Annotated in this window: 20 protein-coding genes; 5 read left to right on the top strand and 15 right to left on the bottom strand. The window is 46.2% G+C overall.

The genetic code is table 11. From position 1 onward, the window contains the following. The first annotated feature begins 63 nt into the window (after positions 1 to 63). Genes M2125_RS01765 through M2125_RS01750 form a run of 4 tightly spaced genes read left to right on the top strand, consistent with a single transcriptional unit; the run spans position 64 to position 4206 of the window. Positions 64 to 1476: a circularly permuted type 2 ATP-grasp protein gene (locus M2125_RS01765; protein WP_076022952.1), complete on the top strand. Its 1413-nt coding sequence runs from the start codon at positions 64 to 66 to the stop codon at positions 1474 to 1476. A gap of 20 nt (positions 1477 to 1496) precedes the next feature. Continuing rightward, on the top strand, positions 1497 to 2474 hold the full coding sequence (locus M2125_RS01760; protein WP_280742386.1) for an alpha-E domain-containing protein: 978 nt from the start codon (positions 1497 to 1499) through the stop codon (positions 2472 to 2474). A 6-nt stretch (positions 2475 to 2480) separates the two neighbouring features. Beyond that, on the top strand, positions 2481 to 3278 hold the full coding sequence (locus tag M2125_RS01755) for a transglutaminase family protein (RefSeq protein ID WP_076022950.1): 798 nt from the start codon (positions 2481 to 2483) through the stop codon (positions 3276 to 3278). A 52-nt stretch (positions 3279 to 3330) separates the two neighbouring features. Next, the gene (locus tag M2125_RS01750; RefSeq protein ID WP_076022949.1) at positions 3331 to 4206 is read left to right on the top strand and encodes a proteasome-type protease; all 876 of its coding nucleotides are present in this window, start codon (positions 3331 to 3333) and stop codon (positions 4204 to 4206) included. A 59-nt stretch (positions 4207 to 4265) separates the two neighbouring features. Here M2125_RS01750 and ppsA read toward each other — a convergent pair whose 3' ends face one another. Further along, positions 4266 to 6662 carry a phosphoenolpyruvate synthase gene (ppsA, locus tag M2125_RS01745; RefSeq protein WP_076022948.1) on the bottom strand — a complete coding sequence of 799 codons (2397 nt, stop codon included), beginning with the start codon at positions 6660 to 6662 and terminating at the stop codon, positions 4266 to 4268. Positions 6663 to 6769: 107 nt separating this feature from the next. Between ppsA and ppsR the strand changes: the two genes are divergently transcribed. Continuing rightward, positions 6770 to 7597 (top strand): posphoenolpyruvate synthetase regulatory kinase/phosphorylase PpsR, encoded by an 828-nt coding sequence (gene ppsR / locus M2125_RS01740; RefSeq protein ID WP_076022947.1) that lies wholly within the window; start codon positions 6770 to 6772, stop codon positions 7595 to 7597. 7 nt (positions 7598 to 7604) lie between these two features. On the opposite strand, the gene M2125_RS01735 is transcribed toward ppsR, so the two are convergent. Genes M2125_RS01735 through pyrH form a run of 14 tightly spaced genes read right to left on the bottom strand, consistent with a single transcriptional unit; the run spans position 7605 to position 20781 of the window. Further along, a complete protein-coding gene (locus M2125_RS01735; RefSeq protein ID WP_076022946.1) occupies positions 7605 to 8429 on the bottom strand; it encodes a TrmH family RNA methyltransferase in 825 nt (274 codons plus the stop codon). Beyond that, a complete protein-coding gene (gene rnhB, locus M2125_RS01730) occupies positions 8429 to 9019 on the bottom strand; it encodes a ribonuclease HII (RefSeq protein ID WP_280742385.1) in 591 nt (196 codons plus the stop codon). Before rnhB ends, M2125_RS01735 begins: the two co-directional genes overlap by 1 nt. Beyond that, a complete protein-coding gene (gene lpxB / locus M2125_RS01725) occupies positions 9016 to 10209 on the bottom strand; it encodes a lipid-A-disaccharide synthase (protein ID WP_280742384.1) in 1194 nt (397 codons plus the stop codon). Before lpxB ends, rnhB begins: the two co-directional genes overlap by 4 nt. A gap of 14 nt (positions 10210 to 10223) precedes the next feature. Then, a complete protein-coding gene (gene lpxA / locus M2125_RS01720; RefSeq protein WP_280742383.1) occupies positions 10224 to 11021 on the bottom strand; it encodes an acyl-ACP--UDP-N-acetylglucosamine O-acyltransferase in 798 nt (265 codons plus the stop codon). Next, positions 11021 to 11470 (bottom strand): 3-hydroxyacyl-ACP dehydratase FabZ, encoded by a 450-nt coding sequence (gene fabZ / locus M2125_RS01715; protein ID WP_076022943.1) that lies wholly within the window; start codon positions 11468 to 11470, stop codon positions 11021 to 11023. The genes lpxA and fabZ overlap by 1 nt, the downstream gene beginning before the upstream one ends. A 47-nt stretch (positions 11471 to 11517) precedes the next feature. After that, on the bottom strand, positions 11518 to 12585 hold the full coding sequence (gene lpxD, locus M2125_RS01710; RefSeq protein ID WP_280742382.1) for a UDP-3-O-(3-hydroxymyristoyl)glucosamine N-acyltransferase: 1068 nt from the start codon (positions 12583 to 12585) through the stop codon (positions 11518 to 11520). Positions 12586 to 12590: 5 nt separating this feature from the next. Beyond that, positions 12591 to 13118, bottom strand: coding sequence for an OmpH/Skp family outer membrane protein (locus tag M2125_RS01705; RefSeq protein ID WP_076022941.1), 528 nt, complete (start codon positions 13116 to 13118; stop codon positions 12591 to 12593). 18 nt (positions 13119 to 13136) lie between these two features. Continuing rightward, positions 13137 to 15485, bottom strand: a complete 2349-nt coding sequence (gene bamA / locus M2125_RS01700; RefSeq protein ID WP_076022940.1) for an outer membrane protein assembly factor BamA — start codon at positions 15483 to 15485, stop codon at positions 13137 to 13139. Beyond that, positions 15482 to 16624, bottom strand: a complete 1143-nt coding sequence (locus M2125_RS01695) for a M50 family metallopeptidase (protein ID WP_280742381.1) — start codon at positions 16622 to 16624, stop codon at positions 15482 to 15484. Before M2125_RS01695 ends, bamA begins: the two co-directional genes overlap by 4 nt. Positions 16625 to 16649: 25 nt before the next feature. Next, a complete protein-coding gene (gene ispC / locus M2125_RS01690; RefSeq protein WP_280742539.1) occupies positions 16650 to 17837 on the bottom strand; it encodes a 1-deoxy-D-xylulose-5-phosphate reductoisomerase in 1188 nt (395 codons plus the stop codon). A 5-nt stretch (positions 17838 to 17842) separates the two neighbouring features. Beyond that, entirely contained in the window at positions 17843 to 18670 is an 828-nt protein-coding gene (locus M2125_RS01685) for a phosphatidate cytidylyltransferase (protein WP_280742380.1), read from the bottom strand. 23 nt (positions 18671 to 18693) lie between these two features. After that, positions 18694 to 19467, bottom strand: a complete 774-nt coding sequence (gene uppS, locus M2125_RS01680; protein WP_076022936.1) for a polyprenyl diphosphate synthase — start codon at positions 19465 to 19467, stop codon at positions 18694 to 18696. 31 nt (positions 19468 to 19498) lie between these two features. After that, the gene (gene frr / locus M2125_RS01675) at positions 19499 to 20059 is read right to left on the bottom strand and encodes a ribosome recycling factor (RefSeq protein WP_076022935.1); all 561 of its coding nucleotides are present in this window, start codon (positions 20057 to 20059) and stop codon (positions 19499 to 19501) included. Positions 20060 to 20070: 11 nt separating this feature from the next. Beyond that, positions 20071 to 20781: a UMP kinase gene (gene pyrH, locus M2125_RS01670; protein WP_280742378.1), complete on the bottom strand. Its 711-nt coding sequence runs from the start codon at positions 20779 to 20781 to the stop codon at positions 20071 to 20073. Between the last annotated feature and the right edge of the window lie 14 nt (positions 20782 to 20795).

The raw sequence follows: 20795 nt of genomic DNA, 5'->3' as shown, positions 1-20795 counted from the left end.
TATAAGCACCAAGCCGCTACCTCGACCTCAATGCAGCCATCCAAAAGGCGTTATTTTGTAACTATGAAATTGCCCTTTGACGAAATGCTCGATGCCAGCGGTAAAGCGCGGCCACATTACCAAATATTCCATAACTGGCTAAAACAGCAGAGCGATACCCTGATGGGTCTGAAGCGTGCTGAAGCTGATCTCATATTCCGCAGAGTTGGAATCACCTTTGCAGTTTATGGCGACGACCTTGGCTCGGAAAGAACCATTCCCTTTGATCAGGTCCCTCGCATCTTTACAGCCAAAGAATGGGAGCAACTTGAGGCCGGATTGCGCCAGCGAGTAAAAGCACTCAATCGTTTTATTTACGACGTCTATCACGACGAAGAAATTATTAAAGCTGGGATTATTCCTGGCGAGCAAATTTATAACAATGCGCAATATCGCCCAGAAATGCGCAACGTGAATGTGCCTCGAGATATTTATGCGCAAATCGCGGGTATTGATATTGTGCGGGCAGGCGAAGGTGAGTTTTATGTATTAGAAGATAATCTGCGCGTACCATCCGGCGTTTCTTATATGGTTGAAGATCGCAAGATGATGATGCGCCTCTTTCCAGATTTGTTTCAAAAATATCGGGTTGCACCGGTTGAGCATTACCCCGATCTACTGCTCGAATGCTTGAAGTCAGTCAAGCCGGATGATGTTAAAAAACCCAATGTAGTTGTGCTCACCCCGGGGATGTACAACTCAGCTTATTTTGAACATAGCTATCTTGCCCAGCAAATGGGAGTTGAGTTGGTCGAAGGTAAAGACTTATTTGTCAAGAATGAGCAAGTCTTTATGCGCACCACCCAAGGCCCAGAGCGCGTTGATGTGATCTACCGCCGCGTGGATGATGACTTCCTAGATCCCCTGGCATTTCGCTCAGACTCTACTTTAGGCGTTGCTGGTTTGTTGTCAGCACATCGCGCAGGCAATGTCACCCTAGCCAATGCAATTGGTACCGGTGTTGCAGATGACAAATCAATCTACCCTTACGTACCAGATATGATTGAGTTCTATTTGGGCGAGAAGCCCATCCTCAATAATGTTCCCACCTTTCAGTGTCGTAAGTCAGATGACTTGGCATACACCCTAGCCAACCTCGATAAGCTAGTCGTTAAATTAACGCATGGTGCCGGCGGATACGGCATGTTGGTTGGCCCAGCATCTACCAAAGCAGAGATTGAGGAATTTAGAGTTCACTTGCTAGCCAATCCAGATAAATACATTGCTCAGCCTACCTTAGCGCTATCGACTTGCCCAACCTTTGTTGAGTCTGGTGTAGCACCTCGTCATATTGATTTACGTCCATTTGTCCTCTCAGGAAAAACCATCAAAATGGTTCCAGGCGGATTAACACGAGTTGCCTTAAAAGAAGGCTCCTTGGTGGTGAATTCCTCACAAGGTGGCGGCACGAAGGACACCTGGGTTCTAGAAGAATAAAAGAAGAGCGAAGAAAAAATATGCTGAGTCGCACCGCTGATTGCCTTTACTGGATGGCCCGTTACACAGAACGCGCTGAGAATACCGCGCGCATGCTTGATGTCAATCACCAGACGTCATTGCTTCCCCAGCCCGAAGAATTTTTAGAGCAAAGCTGGAAAAAATTGCTGACCATCTCCAAACTCGAAGATAGTTTTTTAGCAAAATATGAAGTGATCAATCGTGAGAATGTATTGGATTTTATGATTTATGAAACCAGTAATAGCTCTAGCATTGCTTCGTGCCTATTTGCCGCCCGTGAGAATGCACGCGTTATACGTGGAAAAATTACCTCGGAAGTATGGGAAACTCAAAATACCACTTGGCTCGAATGGCAGAGGATTGTGGAGGCGCGTAACTCAGCCGACCCTAGTAGATTGCTCGAATGGGTAAAACATCGCTGCCACCTCTTTAGAGGGGTAATGCATGGCACCATGCTTAAGAATCAATCTTTCTACTTCATGAATGTGGGAACTCTTTTAGAGCGCGCAGACAATACCGCCCGCATCTTGCAAACTAAATATGAAGGTCAGAGCGCAAAGGTTTTAGGCGCAAATGAGAAGCGCGCGGATGATGGCGCTGATGGTGAGTTCTTTGATTTTTATCACTGGGCTGCCTTACTACGCTCCGTCTCCGCTTTTGAAATCTACCGCCAAATCTATTCTGATCAAGTAACACCCAAACAAGTCGCTCAATTATTGATATTCAATAAACAAATGCCGCGCTCCTTGGTTTGCTGCGTAAATGAACTCATTCCATTGGTAGCGGAAATCAAAAATGCTCAATCCAAAGAAATTGAACGTCTGCTAGGAAAGCTCAAGGCCAATTTAGATTATTCCGATATCGATGAAGTATTTGCCCAGGGTCTTGAAGAATATATTGAGGAATTTTTGGCTCGCATCAACCACATTGCTGATGAATTTAGTAATGCTTACCTCATACCTTTAGCGGTAGCCTAAGAACATATGCACCTAAAAATTCGCCATCGCACCGAGTACCGCTATGAAACACCGGTTCACTACTCGATTCAAGAGTTGCGCCTAACGCCTGCCAATGTGGCAGGTCAAAAAATTGATAAGTGGAAAATTAGCACGCCCATCAAGGCCAGCAACTCAATAGACGCTTTTGGTAACACCTATAGCGTATTTGTTCAGGAGTCGCCATACACCTCAATGATGATTGAAGCCGAGGGTGAAGTACAAACAGAAGGGGCATCTGAGTTTATCGATGATGCTAAGGCTGTGTCGCCCTTTTATCTTTTACAGCAAACTAATTTGACTGAGCCCTCTGAAGCCATGCTCGAATATTTTGCCCCACACCTTCCAAAGACAAACTCGGTGGATGCAGTATTAAAGCTTGCTGGAGCAGTACAAGGAGCCATTACATACAATCCAGGACAAACTAATTTCGCAACCACAGCAGCTCAATCATTTGCAATGCGCTCAGGAGTTTGCCAAGATCACGCCCACGTCATGCTTAGCATTTGTCGCGCCTCCAATATTCCAGCACGCTATGTCAGCGGCTATTTCTTTGCAGAAGAATCACCTAATCTTGCCAGCCATGCTTGGATTGATTTCTGTAGTGACATCGCCAAAGGTATCTGGCACAGCGTAGACATCACTCATGCCTGCTTAGTAGACGCACGCCATATTCGCCTAGCAATTGGCCGCGACTACTACTCTGCCGCCCCTGTGAAGGGCGTTCGATCAGGCGGCGGCGGTGAAGAATTAACCGCCAATATCTCTATTCAGAAGTTGGACTAAGTACCCCACAATTAAGAGATAATTCTAGGAAATTAATTGAAGGGGTTGTTGTATGACATATTGTGTTGGGCTTTGCCTAAAGGATGGTTTAGTTTTTTTATCTGATACACGCACCAATGCTGGCGTTGACCAGATCGGCACCTTTCGAAAGATGTCATTGTTTCAAAGCAGCGATCGATTTTTTGCGCTGATGAGTGCTGGAAATTTAGCTATTACTCAGGCCATAAAAGAAATCTTGCTTCAGGGTCAATTGCTCAATGGCAAAAACTTGTGGAATATCAAAAATGCGCATGATGCAGCCGTAGTGGTTGGAGATGCAGTAAAGCAGGTCTACGAGAGAGATCATGCGGCCCTAGAAAAAGCCGGCATTGACTTTAATTGCAATTTAATTTTTGGCGGTCAAATTAAAGGCGAAAGACCAAGACTTTTTAACATCTACTCAGCTGGTAATTTTATTGAAGCTACCCCTGAGACTTGTTATTTCCAAATTGGTGAATCTAAGTATGGCAAACCCATCCTAGATCGCGTCCTGGGCTTTGATACCTCACTAGACCTAGCAACTAAGTGTGCCCTGATTTCAATGGACTCAACGCTCAACAGTAATATTTCCGTAGGCCTACCACTTGATTTATTGGTGTATGAGAAGAACTCCTTAAAACCCAATAAGCTCGTCACCCTGGATGAATCCAACCCCTACTTCCAGATGATTCATCAGCTTTGGGGAGAAAAATTGCGGTCTGCATTTAACTCCATTGCAGAACCCACTTGGTCAACTAGCACGCCGGGTGGCTCTATCTCGGCACCTGCAAAGAAAATGGGCTTGGTGCCAATCAATAAACCGAGTCTAAGTATGACCAAAGGAAAAAAGTCAGTTAAGGCCATTGCGCCGGCTAAAAAGAAAAAGGCGGCTGTAAAGGCAAAAGCCTAAACAAACCGCCTTGGGATCAAGACCTTATTGAGAGGTCTTGATCAAACTTCTTTTGCTGCTTACTGCTTACCAAGCATTTCCCATGTAGCAACTACGCTATCAGGATTTAATGAGATGGAAGTAATGCCCTTCTCCACCAACCAACGAGCAAAGTCAGGGTGATCAGAAGGTCCTTGACCACAGATTCCAACATATTTATTTTGCTTACGGCAAGCTTCGATAGAGCGCGCAATCATGAACTCAACCGCAGGATCACGCTCATCAAAGTCGATCGCCAACAGCTCCATACCAGAGTCACGGTCAAGACCCAGAGTTAACTGAGTCATATCGTTAGAGCCAATGGAGAAACCATCAAAATGCTCTAAGAACTGATCGGCCAAAATAGCATTTGAAGGAATTTCGCACATCATGATGAGGCGTAAGCCATTTTCACCACGCTTGAGCCCTAACTTAGCCATCATGTCAATGACACGCTCAGCTTGCTTGATCGTACGCACAAATGGAACCATGATTTCGACGTTGTCCAGGCCCATATCTTCACGAACACGCTTCATTGCAGCGCACTCCAAAGCAAAAGCCTCGCCAAAATCAGCAGACACATAACGGGATGCGCCGCGGAAGCCAAGCATTGGATTTTCTTCATCCGGCTCATAACGTGAACCACCAATCAGCTTTTTGTACTCGTTTGACTTAAAGTCAGACAAACGCACAATCACTGGCTTTGGATAGAAAGCAGCCGCAATGGTAGCAACACCCTCAACTAATTTATCCTCATAAAACTGACGTGGACTTGCATAACCACGCGCAACACTTTCAACGGCACGCTTCAGGTCAGCATCAATATTTGGATACTCCAAAACAGCACGCGGATGAACACCAATGTAGTTATTGATAATGAACTCAAGACGGGCTAAGCCAACCCCAGCATTGGGGATCTGACAGAAATCAAATGCCAACTGAGGATTGCCAATGTTCATGGTGATTTTCACAGGAATCTCTGGGAGAGCTCCGCGAGAAACCTCAGTGACTTCAGTCTCAATCAAGCCATCGTAAATGTGACCCTCATCACCCTCTGCACAAGAAACGGTCACCATCATGCCATCTTGCAAATGTTCAGTAGCGTCACCGCAACCTACAACCGCTGGCACACCCAACTCACGGGCAATAATTGCAGCATGGCAAGTACGGCCGCCGCGATTAGTAATGATCGCTGAAGCACGCTTCATCACCGGCTCCCAGTTCGGGTCGGTCATATCGGCAACCAATACATCGCCAGGTTGTACACGATCCATTTCGCTTGGATCGCGAATCACGCGAACGGGGCCCGCACCAATTTTTTGACCAATTGCACGTCCTTTAGCCAAAACCTTAGAGCTGCCCTTCAATTTATAGCGCATCTCTACCTGACCAGCTGCCTGACTCTTTACGGTCTCTGGGCGAGCTTGCAAGATGTAGATACGGCCATCTTGACCATCCTTACCCCACTCGATGTCCATTGGACGACCATAGTGCTTTTCAATAATGACTGCGTATTTAGCTAACTCAGTAATGTCTGCGTCTTCTAAAGAAAACCGGTTGCGTTTCTCTGGGCTAACATCAACGGTGATCACTTTTTCAGTCGAGCCTGCTGGAGCAAATTGCATCTGAATTAACTTAGAACCTAAAGAACGGCGAATGATCGCTTTTTTGTCTTTAGCTAAAGTGGTTTTGAATACATAAAACTCATCCGGATTAACCGCGCCCTGCACCACTGTTTCACCCAAGCCATAGCTAGAAGTAATAAACACGACATCTTCAAAACCAGATTCAGTATCCAGAGTAAACATCACACCGGCTGCACCTAAGTCAGAACGTACCATGCGCTGAATGCCTGCAGACAAGGCAACTTCGGCATGAGCAAAACCCTTATGAACGCGATAAGAAATAGCGCGGTCGTTATAAAGGGATGCAAATACTTCACGAATCTTCTTTAGAACATCATCAATACCTTCCACGTTCAGGAAGGTCTCTTGCTGACCAGCAAAAGAAGCATCTGGCAAGTCTTCCGCTGTTGCAGAGGAGCGCACTGCAAATGAGCCTTTACCAGAATCGTCTAATTTAGCGAATGCCTCACGGATTTCTTGATCCAAGCGCTCCTGAAATGGTGCAGTTTCGATCCAATGACGGATTTCTTTACCGGCTTCAGCCAATGCACGCACATCATCAATATTGAGATTTTCCAAGCGCTTTTGAATGCGCTCAGTCAAATTATTGTGCTCTAAGAAGTCACGGAAGGCTAAGGCTGTGGTTGCAAAACCGGTTGGCACACGCACACCGGTAGTGGCCAATTGAGAAATCATCTCTCCTAAAGAAGCATTCTTACCGCCAACCGATTCAACATCGGTCATGCGGAGTTGCTCAAAAGGGAGAACATAGGCGTTTGCTACATTGCTATTTTGCTGCTGTTGGTTGGACATATAAAACTCTCTAAGGATAAGGAAACTGGTCGAGCGGCCGAACAAAATACGGCATACTTCAATAACCTCATATTGTAGTGCTGACCATGACTTTTAGCCCAAATCCTATGTCCAACGACCCCCGCATTGTTTTTATTGTTTCCGATGGCACTGGCATTACTGCCGAGAACTTCAGCCAGTCAATTTTGGCGCAATTTGAGGCCACTTTTAAGCATATTCGGGTGCCTTTTGTAGATAGCGTCGATAAAGCCCATGATGCCGTTGCAGCGATTAATCAGGCTGCTTCTAAGTATGGTGTCCAACCCATTGTTTTTACTACTCTTATTACCCCTGAATTAAATGCCATTGTTGCTCGGGCTAATGGCTTAATTTTGGATATGTTCCAAACCTTTGTTGCACCCCTCGAACAAGCTCTTGGCCTGAAATCGACCCATGCAATGAACCGCTTGCATCACAATGCTGACACTGCGGCCTATAAAAACCGTATTGAAGCGATTAACTACTCCCTGGCTCACGATGATGGGCAGTCGAATAAAAATCTAGCTGATGCAGATGTCATTCTTGTGGGCATTTCCCGTGTTGGTAAGACCCCTACCAGCCTCTATTTGGCAATGCAGTACGGCATGAAGGCGGCTAATTACCCCCTCATCCCAGAGGATTTTGAACGCGGTCAATTGCCTAAAGATTTAGCACCTTACCGCCATAAAATTTTTGGGTTGATGATCGATGCTGAGCGCTTATCTGAAATCCGCAATGAACGACGTCCAGGCAGTAACTATGCCAAATTAGAGAATTGTCGCTATGAAATCAATGAGGCTACCGCAATGATGAAAAAGGAATCTATTCCCTGGGTGGCAACCACTAGCAAATCAATCGAAGAAATCGCGACAACCGTTCTTCAGGCCATTAAATCCGATAAAACGATTTTGGGATGAGAGTCACTTAAGAGCGTCGAACTCGAACTGTTTCAAAAAGACAAATAGCAGCTGCTGTAGAAACATTGAGTGATTCAACCCGTGGGTCAATTGGGATGGAGACGGGTTTGGCCTGCGCCATCAAATCACTTGAAACACCTTGCCCCTCGCTCCCCATTACCCACGCCACTGGATGCATGAGCTCTTCTCGAAGATCAAATAAATCCTGCGGAGCATCGGCAGCAGCTGCAAGCAAAGGTGCTGTCACGGCACTCAAGAGTTGCTGATTGGACCAGCCCTCATATAAATCCAAAAGACGATGAGCGCCCATACCGGCTCTTAATACCTTGCTAGACCATAAGTGCGCACATCCCGATAGGGCTATAACCTGTGTAAAACCTGCCGCTGCGGCTGTGCGTAGAATAGAACCTACATTGCCTGCATCCTGAATCCGATCCAAGATGACTAGATCACCCTCTAAGTTTGAAATCGATTGCGGCGCTTTAAGGCGTGAAGCCGGAAGATTGAGTAAGCCGGCGATGTGCGGTGCATTTGCCAGTTCGCTTAATTGATCCCACAGACTCGAGTCCAATTGAAATATTCGGGTTTCTGGGCAAATCTCAAGGTGAGAATAAACTGCCTCTGAGATTTCGGGATTTTGCAATCCAAACTCTGAAGTGAAGAGTGTTTTAAGGGCAGGATCGCCTACCCAAGTCTGAATTAAATGAATGCCCTCAAGCAAAGCATGGCCACTTGCCAAGCGTACCTTCTGACCTTTTGAACCCGTAGCCTGCAAGAGACGCAGCTCTTTAAATAAAGAATTTTCTTTTGATGAAATTAAATCAAACGCCATCACGCATTCACCTCTAAAACATTTCTTACGGGCGAGAAACTGCGGCGATGTTGGTCACATGCACCAAACTGTTTTAAAGCAGCAAAATGAAATTCTGTGGGGTAACCCATATGTTGCGCAAAGCCATATTGTGGATACTGCTCATGTAAAACCATCATCTGCCGATCACGCGTTACCTTAGCCAAAATAGATGCCGCTGAAATAGCAGGCTCTTTTGAATCACCCTTCACAATTGCCTCTGCTGGAATCGTCAACTCAGGGCAGCGATTACCATCAATTAAGGCTTTATCCGGCCAAGCACCTAAACGGGTAGTCAGGTCCTCTATTGCACGACGCATAGCCAGCATAGTAGCTTGCAATATATTGATTTGATCAATCTCTTGCGCGCTAGCCTCACCAATTCCCCAGGCTTTGGCATTGCTAACAATTTGCTCAAAGAGAAACTCTCGCTTTGCAGGGGACAATTTTTTTGAGTCCCTCAAACCCTCAATCGGGTGATTCGAATCCAATACTACAGCGCCAGCAACTACCGACCCCACTAAGGGGCCACGACCTGCCTCATCTACCCCACATATCCATATAGCACTCATGCGCTATGGCCAGCTTGAATGACTTGAGAGATAGCCTGCGCAACCAGCAAGCCAGTGGGTCGGCGCAAGGTTTCATGCATCTGCATAAAGCGCTCCTTCAACTGCAATACCTTCTCGGGATGATCTAACCAGTTCATTACCGCATTGGCTAAATTTTCTGGCGTAGCATCATCTTGCAGTAACTCTGGAACAACAAACTCACCACAAAGAATATTAGGCAACCCAACATATGGCAGGTAGCCTTGACGCTTCATGATTTGCGCCGTTAACCAAGGCACCTTATAAGAAATTACCATTGGCTTTTTCCATAAAGCAGCTTGTAAGGTGGCTGTGCCACTAGCAATCAGAACTGCATCCGCTGCTTCCAAAATAGGGTCCGCATGACCGTCTATCAAGTGAATCCGAATGTCAGGATTTCTTTTTTTAACTTGAACAAGTAAAGCCTCCAACGGCTCTCGAAGGCGTGGTGTAGCAACTGGAATGAAAAAGTGTAGTTTTTGCCCAGCCATTCTATGGGCTATCAGACTCATGGTTTCAAAGAATATTGGCGCGATATGCTCTATCTCCGAGCCCCGGCTACCAGGCAACACAGCGATGACAGTCCCATCTAAGTTAGGACGGTCAATATGCATTAGTGAGGCAATTTTATTTCTGGCGCTACTTGTATCCGGGAGAAGTGGAATATCACTGGCTAGCGGATGACCGACATAAGTTGCCGGGACACCAGCACGTGCATATATTTCCATTTCAAACGGGAAGATGCACAACATTCGGTCTACAGCGCGTGCAATCTTATTGATGCGGCTAGCACGCCATGCCCAAATCGAAGGGGATACCAAATGCAGAGTAGGAATACCTGCTTCACGCAACTTTAACTCCACACCCAAATTAAAGTCAGGCGCATCAATTCCTAAAAAAACATCAGGGCGCCCTTCCCCCATTAAATTGTCAATGAGTTGTCGACGTAATTTCAGAATTGCAGGTAATTGTTTAATAGCCTCAACATAGCCGCGCACACTGAGTGTTTCCATTGACCAATCGGAACGAAAGCCTTCCGCCTGCATCCGAGGGCCGCCGATGCCATACATTTCTATTCCAGACATATCTGGAATTTGCTGAAGCGCATTTAAAACAGGGGCAGCCAGTAAATCACCCGATGGCTCACCAGCTACGCAGGCTAATTTTGGCAAAGCCTTACCTATCGTTAACGAATAATGCCGCGCGTTGAGGCGGCAATAAAATCATGGAACTGGGTAAGCTTTTCTGCAGTAGCTGCATCGGCTGAATGAGCAAGGGCTATTTTTTGAATTTCTACTTTTGCCTCTTCAAAACTGAGACCATCTTTGTAAAGCACCTTATAGGCTTGGCGTAATGCAGAAATGGTTTCGCTAGAAAATCCCCGACGCTTTAAACCCTCAACGTTAATGCCATGTGGTGATGCTTTATCGCCAGCAGCAATGACAAATGGCGGGATATCTTGTACCAAAGCAGATGCCCCACCTAGCATGGCATGTTGGCCAACGCGCACAAATTGATGTACGCCTGACATACCACCCATGATCGCCCAATCACAGACTTGCACGTGACCCGCAATCTGCGCATTACTTGAAAATATAGTGTGATTACCAATTTGACAATCATGGGCAATATGTACATAAGCCATGATCCAATTATCATCACCAATACGCGTGATCCCCTCATCTTGTGAGGTACCAGTATGAATGGTGGTGAATTCACGGATCGTATTACGATCGCCAATAATTAATTGGGTTGGTTCACCACGATATTTCATATCCTGCGGCGCGCCACCAATAGCAGCGAAGTGAGCAAAATTATTCTCCCGGCCGATTGTGGTGCAACCCTCAATGACTGTATGAGAGCCAACCTTAGTGCCAGAGTCAATTTTGACATTAGGACCAATTACGGAATAGGGGCCGATCTCGACATCGTCAGCTAACTCAGCTTTACTATCTACAAGAGCGGATGCATGAATCCGAGTCATTACGCGCCTTTCGTACGTACCGCACAAGTAATATTAGCCTCTGCCGCTAATTCACCATCTACAGTTGCTTGGACTTGAAACTTATAGATTCCAGCGCGTTCACGCTCTAATTTAGCGGTCATGATCAACTGATCCCCAGGTAAAACAGGCTTTTTAAAGCGTGCGCCATCGATCCCAGCAAAGTAATAAATTGCATCCTCTTGACGCTCTTCAGAGAAGGTCAGTAAAGCAGCAGTTTGAGCAAGGGCTTCAATAATTAAGACGCCAGGCATCACCGGAAAATCAGGGAAATGTCCTTGAAAAAAAGGTTCATTCATTGTGACATTTTTTAAGGCTGTAATGCTTTCGCGTGGAGTTAACTCCAGTACGCGGTCAACCAATAAAAAAGGGTAGCGATGTGGCAATAACTTCAAAATTTGATTGATGTCGATTGCGATTGCTTTACTCATGAGCTTACCTACATAAAAAGATGAATGATGAAATGACTGCTAACAGCCTATGACTCTGTCGCTTTATTCTTGTCTAGCAAACGTAAGCGTTGACGTATTTTATCGAGCCCACGCAAAATTGCGGCATTTTTCTCCCAGGCTGCATGCAGCATGGAGGGATAAACACCTGTGAAGTGCTGTCCAGGCTCTGTAATGGAGCGAATAATAGATGTATTTCCAGAAACTGTTGTTCTATCAGCAATCGTCAGGTGACCAGCAAAATTGGCTGCCCCACCTATGATGCAAAAATTACCGATCTTGGTGCTCCCTGAAATTGCAGCACATCCAGCAATCACGCAGCAATTACCAATAATCACGTTGTGTGCAATCTGAACTTGATTATCAATCTTGGTTCCGGAGCCAATGGTAGTGTCAGTCATTGCGCCACGGTCAATCGTAGTAGAGGCGCCAATCTCCACATCATTACCAATGACAACCCTACCAGTTTGAGGAATCTTGACCCACTCACCGCCGCTTGCTGAAAAATCAGGGGCAAAACCAAAACCATCCGCGCCTAGAATGGCTCCACTATGAATAATGCAACGCTCACCAATTTGTGTTTGAGCGTAAATGGATACCGCTGGATGAATGGTTGTGTCACCTCCAATAACTACCCCATTGGCAATCGAGACATTTCCTAAAATGACTACCCGCTCACCCAAATGCACTCCTGATCCAATTTGGACAAAGGGGCCAATATGACAAGAGTCAGGAATGACTGCTGAAGAGTCAATTACTGCACTGGCATGAATGCCTGGCATATGCTCTCTAGCAGAGGCTTTAGCAAAATACTGCGCCATTCTAGCAAAAGTTGCATAGGGATTTTTTGCAACAAAATAAACCCGCTTAGAACTAGCGCTAGTTGAGTTCGCATTAAGAAACTCATAGTCTGATTGACTAAGAATTAAACCACCAGCCGCACTGTCTAGAGCTTGAGTACGGTAAAGTGGATTTGAAAGAAAAGAGATTTGATCTGCTTGAGCCTGCTCCAAGGGGGCTAACCCACGGAACACCGCAGAGCCCTCTCCCACCAAGCTGATGTGAAACTGTTCGGCCAGCTGGATGGCAGTGGGCATAAGACTTACTTCTGGCTGTTCAAAGCCTTGATGACGTCATCGGTTACGTCAGCTTTTGGATTGGCATATGCTGCCTCTTGCACGATGAGATCAATTTTGCGCTGCTCAGCGATTTGCTTGAGAACCGCATTAGCCTTTTCAGCAATTTTGGCGCGCTCCTCAAAAGTACGCTGATTCAAATCTTCAGTGAACTCACGTTGTTTACGTTGCAGCTCGCGATCTTGATCTGCCAATTCACGTTGACGACGGATACGCTCTGCCTCGGTCATGACAGCCGCATCACGATCCAATTTCTCAGCGGCACTCTTAATTTTTTGAGCACTATCACGTAAGTCATTTTGACGTTTGGTAAATTCGTTCTGCAAACGCGTTTGCATCGCCTTTGCCAAGTTTGACTCATTAAACACTTTTTCTGAGTTAACCACTGCAACACGCGTACCAGCATCCTGAGCAAATGCATGTGATGCCAAAAGGGCAGAGGCAAAGGCTACCAAACTCAATTGAATCCACTTAGAGGATTGACGCAGCTTCATAAAACTTTCCTTAAACAATTAAAACGCTGTACCGATCTGGAACTGTAACCGCTGAATATTATCCGTAGGCTGTGGGCTGATCGGAATACCATAACTGAATTTTAGCGGTCCCAACGGTGATATCCATTCTAAACCTATACCGTAAGAGTAGCGCAAGACCAGATTAAGATTGCTTCCAAAAGCATTACCGCCATCGGTAAAGACAAAGGTTCTCAGAGTCTTGTCAACACCAGTCCCCGGCACTGGAACAGTGTATTCCACATTACCAACAATCTTTGATTGGCCACCTGTTGGCATCCAAATTCCTGCAAGTGTGTTGTAGTAGGTGGGGCCCAATGAGCCTGGCGCATAGCCACGAACGGAACCGATACCTCCAACATAGTAGTTTTTAGTAATCGGGAAGGGGTTGCTACCATAAGCCTGGCTATAACCGACCTCTCCATTGAAAGACAAGATATTGCCTTTATCAAAGGAATGATATTGCTGATACTTGCCATAAAGACGCCAATATTCCATATTAGCAACTGGAGTACCCACTTCTGCAGATAATGTCTCGAGAGAACCTGTAGAAGGAATTAAAGCGCTATCCCTGCCATCCCTTGTCCAACCAACGGTCACTGGAACGTTATAGGTATTCAAAGTAGCTGGATAACCAGGAGCAGCCACCCCGTAACTCTGCATGTAGTTGAGATAGGGTTGAGGCGTATTTACTGTGGAACTAATTTGGAACGCCTCAAACGCTGTACCGTAGAACACACGATCTACTTCGGTATACGGAACACCAAACTTCAGACTCGTACCAACGGACTTAATTTGATAGTCGGGATCGCCAACGTAATAAAGCGGTTTAGATGAGCGGTAGTAGACATCAGAGTAACGACTGATACCATCATCCGTGAAATATGGGTCATACTGCGACAGGGTTAAGCTTTGATTAATCTTACCCAGGCCAGCGTTCAAGCCAATAGCCGTTCCAGTACCGAATGCATTGTCCTGATTAATACCGGCGGTAAGCATGATTTTTTCTGTAGAAGAATAGCCCGCGCCAACAGATACCGATCCTGTGGGCTTTTCCTTCACATTTACTTTAACGTCCACTTGATCAGACACTCCGGGGACATCTTCAGTGGTAATTTCAGCCTCGGTAAAGTAACCAAGGCGATTTACACGCTTTTTCGACAAGTCAATTTTGGAGCTATCAAACCAAGAGCTCTCATATTGGCGCATCTCGCGACGAATAACCACATCGCGTGTTTTTGCATTGCCAGTAATGACCACTTGACGGACATATACACGTCGACCAGGATCAACCACCAAAGTGAGATCTACCTCGCTTAATTCACGGCGAATATCGGGCTGGGGATTAACAACTGCAAACGCATAACCATATGAACCCAGAATTTCTGCGATTGCTTTAGTGCTCTCAGTTAACTTGGCTGAAGAATAAGTATCACCCTGCTTTAGGGTAATTAACTGCATGAGCTCATCTTCCTTGCCCAATAGATCACCAGCCAGACGAACATCCTTCACGGTGAACTTCTGCCCCTCTTTAACACTAATGGTCAGGTAAATCCCTTTTTTATCGGGCGTAATAGAAACCTGAGTGGAGGTAATGGCAAACTCTAAATAGCCACGATTGAGGTAATACGAACGGATTGTTTCCAAGTCAGCAGTCAGCTTTTGCTTGGAATACAAATTATCTTTGCTGTACCAAGACAGCCAGCCGCCCGTTTTTAACTGCATCATGCCAGTCAAGGTACTTTCGCTAAACTCTTGATTGCCAATAAATTTAATTTCTTGAATTTTTGCTGTAGGGCCTTCATCAATATTGAAGTAGATAGCCACTTGATTACGCTCAACAGGAGTAACCGTCGCCACGACTTCTGCGGCATACATTCCCTTACCGACATATTGACGCTTTAATTCTTGCTCGGCTTTATCAATCAGAGCCTTATCATAGAAGCGGGCTTCTGCAACCCCTACCGCCTTCAAAGATTTGCGTACCGTTTCCTGGTCGAACTCTTTCATGCCGGTAAATTCAATTCGGGAAATCGTTGGGCGCTCGTCGACGATGACAATCAATACATCGCCCTGAGCTTGAATTTGAACGTCTTTAAAAAAGCCGGTGGTGTACAAAGCTTTAATTGCTTCAGCACTTTTCTCTTCGTTGAATGTATCACCAACCTGAACTGGTAAGTAACTAAATACGGTTCCAGGCTCAACGCGCTGCAAACCTTCGATGCGGATATCCTTAATGACAAAGGTATCAGCTGCATGTGCATTAACACTGAGGGTAGCCAAAAATATAAAAGCAGCCTGCACAGCAAAATGGGTAACAGCGCGGAATGAAGAGGTTAAAAAATTCAAGATAAAAAGTAGCGTTGCAAATCGTTAAACAAAGCCAGAAGAGACATCGAAATCAACAAGAAAAAGCCAATTTTTTGAAAATGCTCTTGCATGGATATCGAAATCCGCTTACTGGAAACCAACTCCCATGCATCATACAGTAGCTGACCCCCATCCAGCATTGGTAAAGGCACCAAATTTAATAGGCCAATACTGATGCTAAGAAGCGCTAAAAACCCTAAAAAAGGCTGCCAGCCAACCTGGACTGACTTCCCAGCCATATCAGCAATGCTCAAGGGGCCTCCAAGCTGCTTAAATGAGGTATTTCCAGTCAAAAATCCAAGCATCATCCGAGTAGAAACCTTGGTGATTTGCCAAACCCTTTTGCCCGCATAAACCAAAGCGTCAACAGGGCCCAGTTTGAGCACTTGCATCCCATCTGCGGAGATCGGGGCTGGCAGGAGCCCAAGAGTCAAAAATGGGTCTGAATCGGGGTCCAGCCTGGGTAAATCAGCCTTCTGAATGACCTTGATATAAATGTCTTTAGATGGCGCTAGCACCTCCAGCACAAAGCCCTGTCGAGCAGTGATGGCATCCTGGAGATTCCAGCGCAGGGCATTCCAACTCAAAATCGGGTCAAAGCCACCCTCTTCTTCATTGGCACCAGGGGTTGCACCCAACTCTTTCCATCCAATTACCCGATCCCCCGCCTGTATATCCAACCTGGCTGCTACCGAATTCTCGGGAGGAGCTTGTAAAAAGGATGGCACCTGGGGAGCACCTCTAAGGTAAATTGCCGCAAAGAGAAGAATGGCCAATACAAAATTAGCTAGGGGGCCAGCAGCCACAATGATTGAGCGTTGCCATAAGGGCTTAAGATCAAATGCTTTAGTTCGATCGATCTCTGAAATAAGCTGCTGCCGATCTCGACCATCCAATAACTTGACATAGCCACCCAAGGGAATCGAAGCAATCACCCACTCGGTTGCATTTTGATTACCTCCAAAACGATAGGTAAAAATTGCCTTGCCAAAGCCCAATGAGAAGCGCAAAACCCGCACACCGCAACAGCGAGCAGCCAAGTAATGCCCGAACTCATGAAAAGTTACCAGGATACCGAGGGTTGCAATAAATGCTAGTAGCGTGATCAAGGGATGCAAGAAAAGGGACTCCTTAAAGAACCCATCAACGGGAGCTGACTTGCGTAACCAATTTACCCGCCAACTGTCTAGCTTGAGCGTCCATCTCCAAGAGATGCTCTATGGAAGTGGCGGGACTGACTTGAATTTGGTCAAGAGTCTGCTCTACGATTGCGGGTATCTGCAAATAAGGCAAGCCTTGATCCAAAAATGCAGCGACAGCAATTTCATTGGCCGCATTTAATACCGTGGGAGCTGTACCTCCAGCCCGGGCTGCAGTAAATGCCATATTCAAGCACGGGAAACGCTCAAGATCAGGTTCGGCAAAATTTAAAGCAGAAAGCTGCGTCAAATTTAACTGCGCGACTCCTGCGTCGATTCTTTCTGGCCATGCAAGTCCGTATGCAATCGGTGTTCGCATATCAGGTTGGCCCATTTGAGCAATGACAGAACCATCTCGATACCGAACCATAGAATGCACTACGCTTTGTGGATGAATTACCACCTTAATTTTTTCCAAAGGTAGGCCAAATAACCATAAAGCTTCAATCACTTCCAGGCCTTTATTCATCATGGTGGCAGAGTCCACCGAAATCTTCCTACCCATCACCCAATTGGGATGGGCGCAAGCTTGATCGGGAGTAATCATGGCCAAATCTGCAAGGGGGGTGTTTCTAAATGGGCCACCAGAAGCAGTTAACCATAGCTCTTCAACACCGAAACTTGCCTGCGGGGCACTCGTAAAGTCTGCTGGCAAGCATTGAAAAATGGCATTGTGCTCACTATCGATTGGCAATAACTCGCCACCACCCAACTTCATAGCTTGCATAAATAAATCGCCAGCCATTACCAATGATTCTTTATTTGCCAACAATACCCGCTTCCCCGCTTTGGCTGCCGCTAATGTAGGGACCAAACCGGCAGCACCGACAATGGCTGCCATTACCGTATCGCAGTCAGAATTTAGCACTGCACTCACTAATGCCTCTGGGCCGTATAAAACCCCTGTTGTGCAATGTTGCTCGCGCAGCAAGTCTGACAACCGGCTCGCCCCTACCGCATCAGTCACAACCGCAATCAGGGGTTTGAATTCAAGACATTGCTCAGCCAAGCGTTCGACCTGCCGACCTGCTGTTAAGGCAACTACTTGAAAGCGATCGGGGTGAGCTCGAATCACATCTAAAGTGCTTACCCCAATAGAGCCCGTAGAGCCCAGAATTGCTACACGCTGAATAGCCATCAAATAAATCCAGCTAACAAGGCAGCAATAGGCATGACCGGCAATAAGGCATCTACCCTATCTAAGACGCCGCCATGACCAGGCAGAAGCTGACTACTATCTTTAACTCCTGCCAAGCGCTTTAACTGGGACTCAAACAAGTCACCAAAAATACTAAAGGCTACCAGTACAGTGACCATCAACCAAAGCGGAATCCAACCAAAACGAAATGCCCAGGCGCCAAATAACGTGGCGTCCAAAGGGAGAAAAAATACGCAGGCAAGTACATATACATAACAGAGCACCATGCCACCCAAGGCCCCTTCCACTGACTTACCAGGGCTAATTTGAGCTGCTAAGCGGCGCTTTCCAAAAGCCTTGCCGACAAAGTAAGCACCAATATCGGCGATCCACACCAAAGCCATAGTGGAAAGCATAAAAATAAGGCCGATTTCTCGTAAGAAAATCAGGGCAAACCATGTGGCTGGCAAAAGAATTAAACCCAAGACTCCATAGTAATAACGCCACTTCTCTAAAGATAGCCTCATCCCCCTGGCAAGCAAAAAAGGTGCATTAAAAAACCAAAACAAAACAGCAATAAACAGCAAGCCAAACTGCCAAGTCGGATCATTCAAGCCAAACAAAGCAAAAATAATACATAAACATAAGGCGGCATAAATCCAAGCGGAGTACTTAGCATTGGGTGCAATCATACGACTCCACTCCCAGGCTGCAGCAACAACAGCAATCAACAAAAATATACTCAAGTAAATGGGCGGCAGGAAAAATAAGATCGGCAAAAGAACCGCCAAAAGAACAATGGCAGTAAGCACTCTGGTTTTTAGCATGAGGGGAGTTTAGTAAATGAAGGTCAGACTGGATTGTCAGCGCCCGCCGATGCAAGCTGCGCACTGGTGCGGCCAAAACGACGCTCTCGCTGAGAAAACCAGTCGAAAGCGCGATGTAAATGGGCTACATCAAAGTCAGGCCATAAGACATCAGTGAAATATAACTCGGTATAAGCGAGTTGCCACAACAAGAAATTGCTGACCCTCTGCTCGCCACCGGTACGAATAAATAGATCCGGTTCAGGGGCATAAGCCATCGACAAATAAGAGGTGAGCAAATCTTCTGTCACTTGCTCAGGCTGTAAGCCTGGATTATTTGCCAGGCATTGACGCATCGCCTGCAAAATATCCCAGCGTCCGCCATAGTTAGCAGCAATCGTGAAAGTCAAACCTTTGCAGCCAGCTGTTTTTTCTTCAGAAAATTGCGCCATCTCTTGGATGGCAGAATCAAAACGACTTAAGTCTCCAATAAGCCGCAATGAAATATCATTTTCTGCAAGGCGCGATACTTCACCCTTCAACGATTTCAGAAACAGCTTCATTAAAAAGCCCACCTCTTCGGGTGGGCGGCGCCAATTCTCGGAACTAAATGCAAACACAGTGAGGTATTGAACGCCGAGTTTGCGACATTCTTCAACAATCTTGCGGACAGCACCAAGACCTTCTGAGTGACCCGCTACCCTAGGCATAAGGCGTTTGCTTGCCCAGCGACCATTACCATCCATGACGATTGCCACGTGACGTGGAATCGCACTGACCTCTGGAATAGTTTGCGTGGAACTAGCGTGGCTCGTCATGGGGTAAAAGTAAAAATCAAATCGGCGACGGCTAAACCGTCATGATCTCTTTTTCTTTTTCAGAAACAATCTTGTCCACATCCGAAACCGCCTTATCAGTCATCTTTTGGATTTCGTCAGTTGCACGGCGCTCTTCATCCTCAGAGATTTCCTTATCCTTGGTTAGGCGTTTAAGATGCTCATTAGCGTCACGACGTAAATTACGTATCGCAATTTTGGCCTCTTCACCTTCGTTTTTTACTACCTTTGTTAAGTCACGACGGCGCTCTTCAGTTAAGGCTGGCATTGGAACACGAATAACCGTGCCTTGAGAAGCTGGATTCAAACCCAAATCAGAATCACGAATAGCCTTTTCAATGACTGCAACCATTGTTTTTTCAAAGGGTTGAACATTGATGGTGCGGGCATCGGCCAAGCCTAAGCTAGCTACCTGACTCAAGGGCGTTGGATTACCGTAGTAGTCCACCTGAATGTGTTCCAAAATTCCTGGATTTGCACGACCCGAACGAATTTTGGCTAAGTTGGTTTTCAATGCATCAAGAGACTTTTGCATCTTTTGATCGGTATTGGTTTTAATTTCTGCTGCAGACATCAAGCCTCCTATTAAACGTGTACTAACGTGCCCTCAGACTCTCCTTGGACCACGCGCATGAGAGCGCCTGGTTTAAGAATCGAAAACACTTTGATTGGTAGTTTGCGATCGCGACATAAAGCAAAGGCCGTCGCGTCCATAACCTGCAAGTTCTTAATGATGGCCTCATCAAAAGTAATGGTCTTGTACAAAGTGGCGCTCGGATCCCTCACTGGATCAGCGGTATAAATGCCATCTACCTTAGTTGCTTTCAGAACAATTTCGACACCCATTTCAGCGCCACGCAAAGCGGCGGCAGTATCTGTTGTAAAGAAAGGATTGCCCGTACCGGCTGCGAATATAACCACCTTACCCTCACCTAAGGCGCGAATGGCGCGCGGGCGAATATAGGGCTCAACTACCTGATCCATACGCAAAGCAGATTGAACGCGTGCCTCGACACCCTTTTGACGCAAGGCATCTTGCAAGGCAAGGGAGTTCATCATGGTTGCCAACATACCCATATAGTCAGCTGTAGCGCGATCCATGCCTGCTGCCCCACCAGCCACTCCGCGGAAAATATTTCCACCGCCAATCACAATTGCCAACTCGACCCCACTATTCACCACCTCGGCAATTTCTTTCACCATTAAGTCAATGGTTACTGGATTGATACCGAAAGCATCATCCCCCATAAGGGCTTCACCTGATAGTTTTAGTAGGACGCGTTTGTAGGTTGGCATGATTATCTTTTCCG

Source organism: Polynucleobacter sphagniphilus (assembly GCF_029892205.1).
Lineage (GTDB): Bacteria > Pseudomonadota > Gammaproteobacteria > Burkholderiales > Burkholderiaceae > Polynucleobacter > Polynucleobacter sphagniphilus.
Note: the sequence above shows the minus strand (reverse complement) of the source record. Positions and strands in the feature narration are given on the sequence as shown.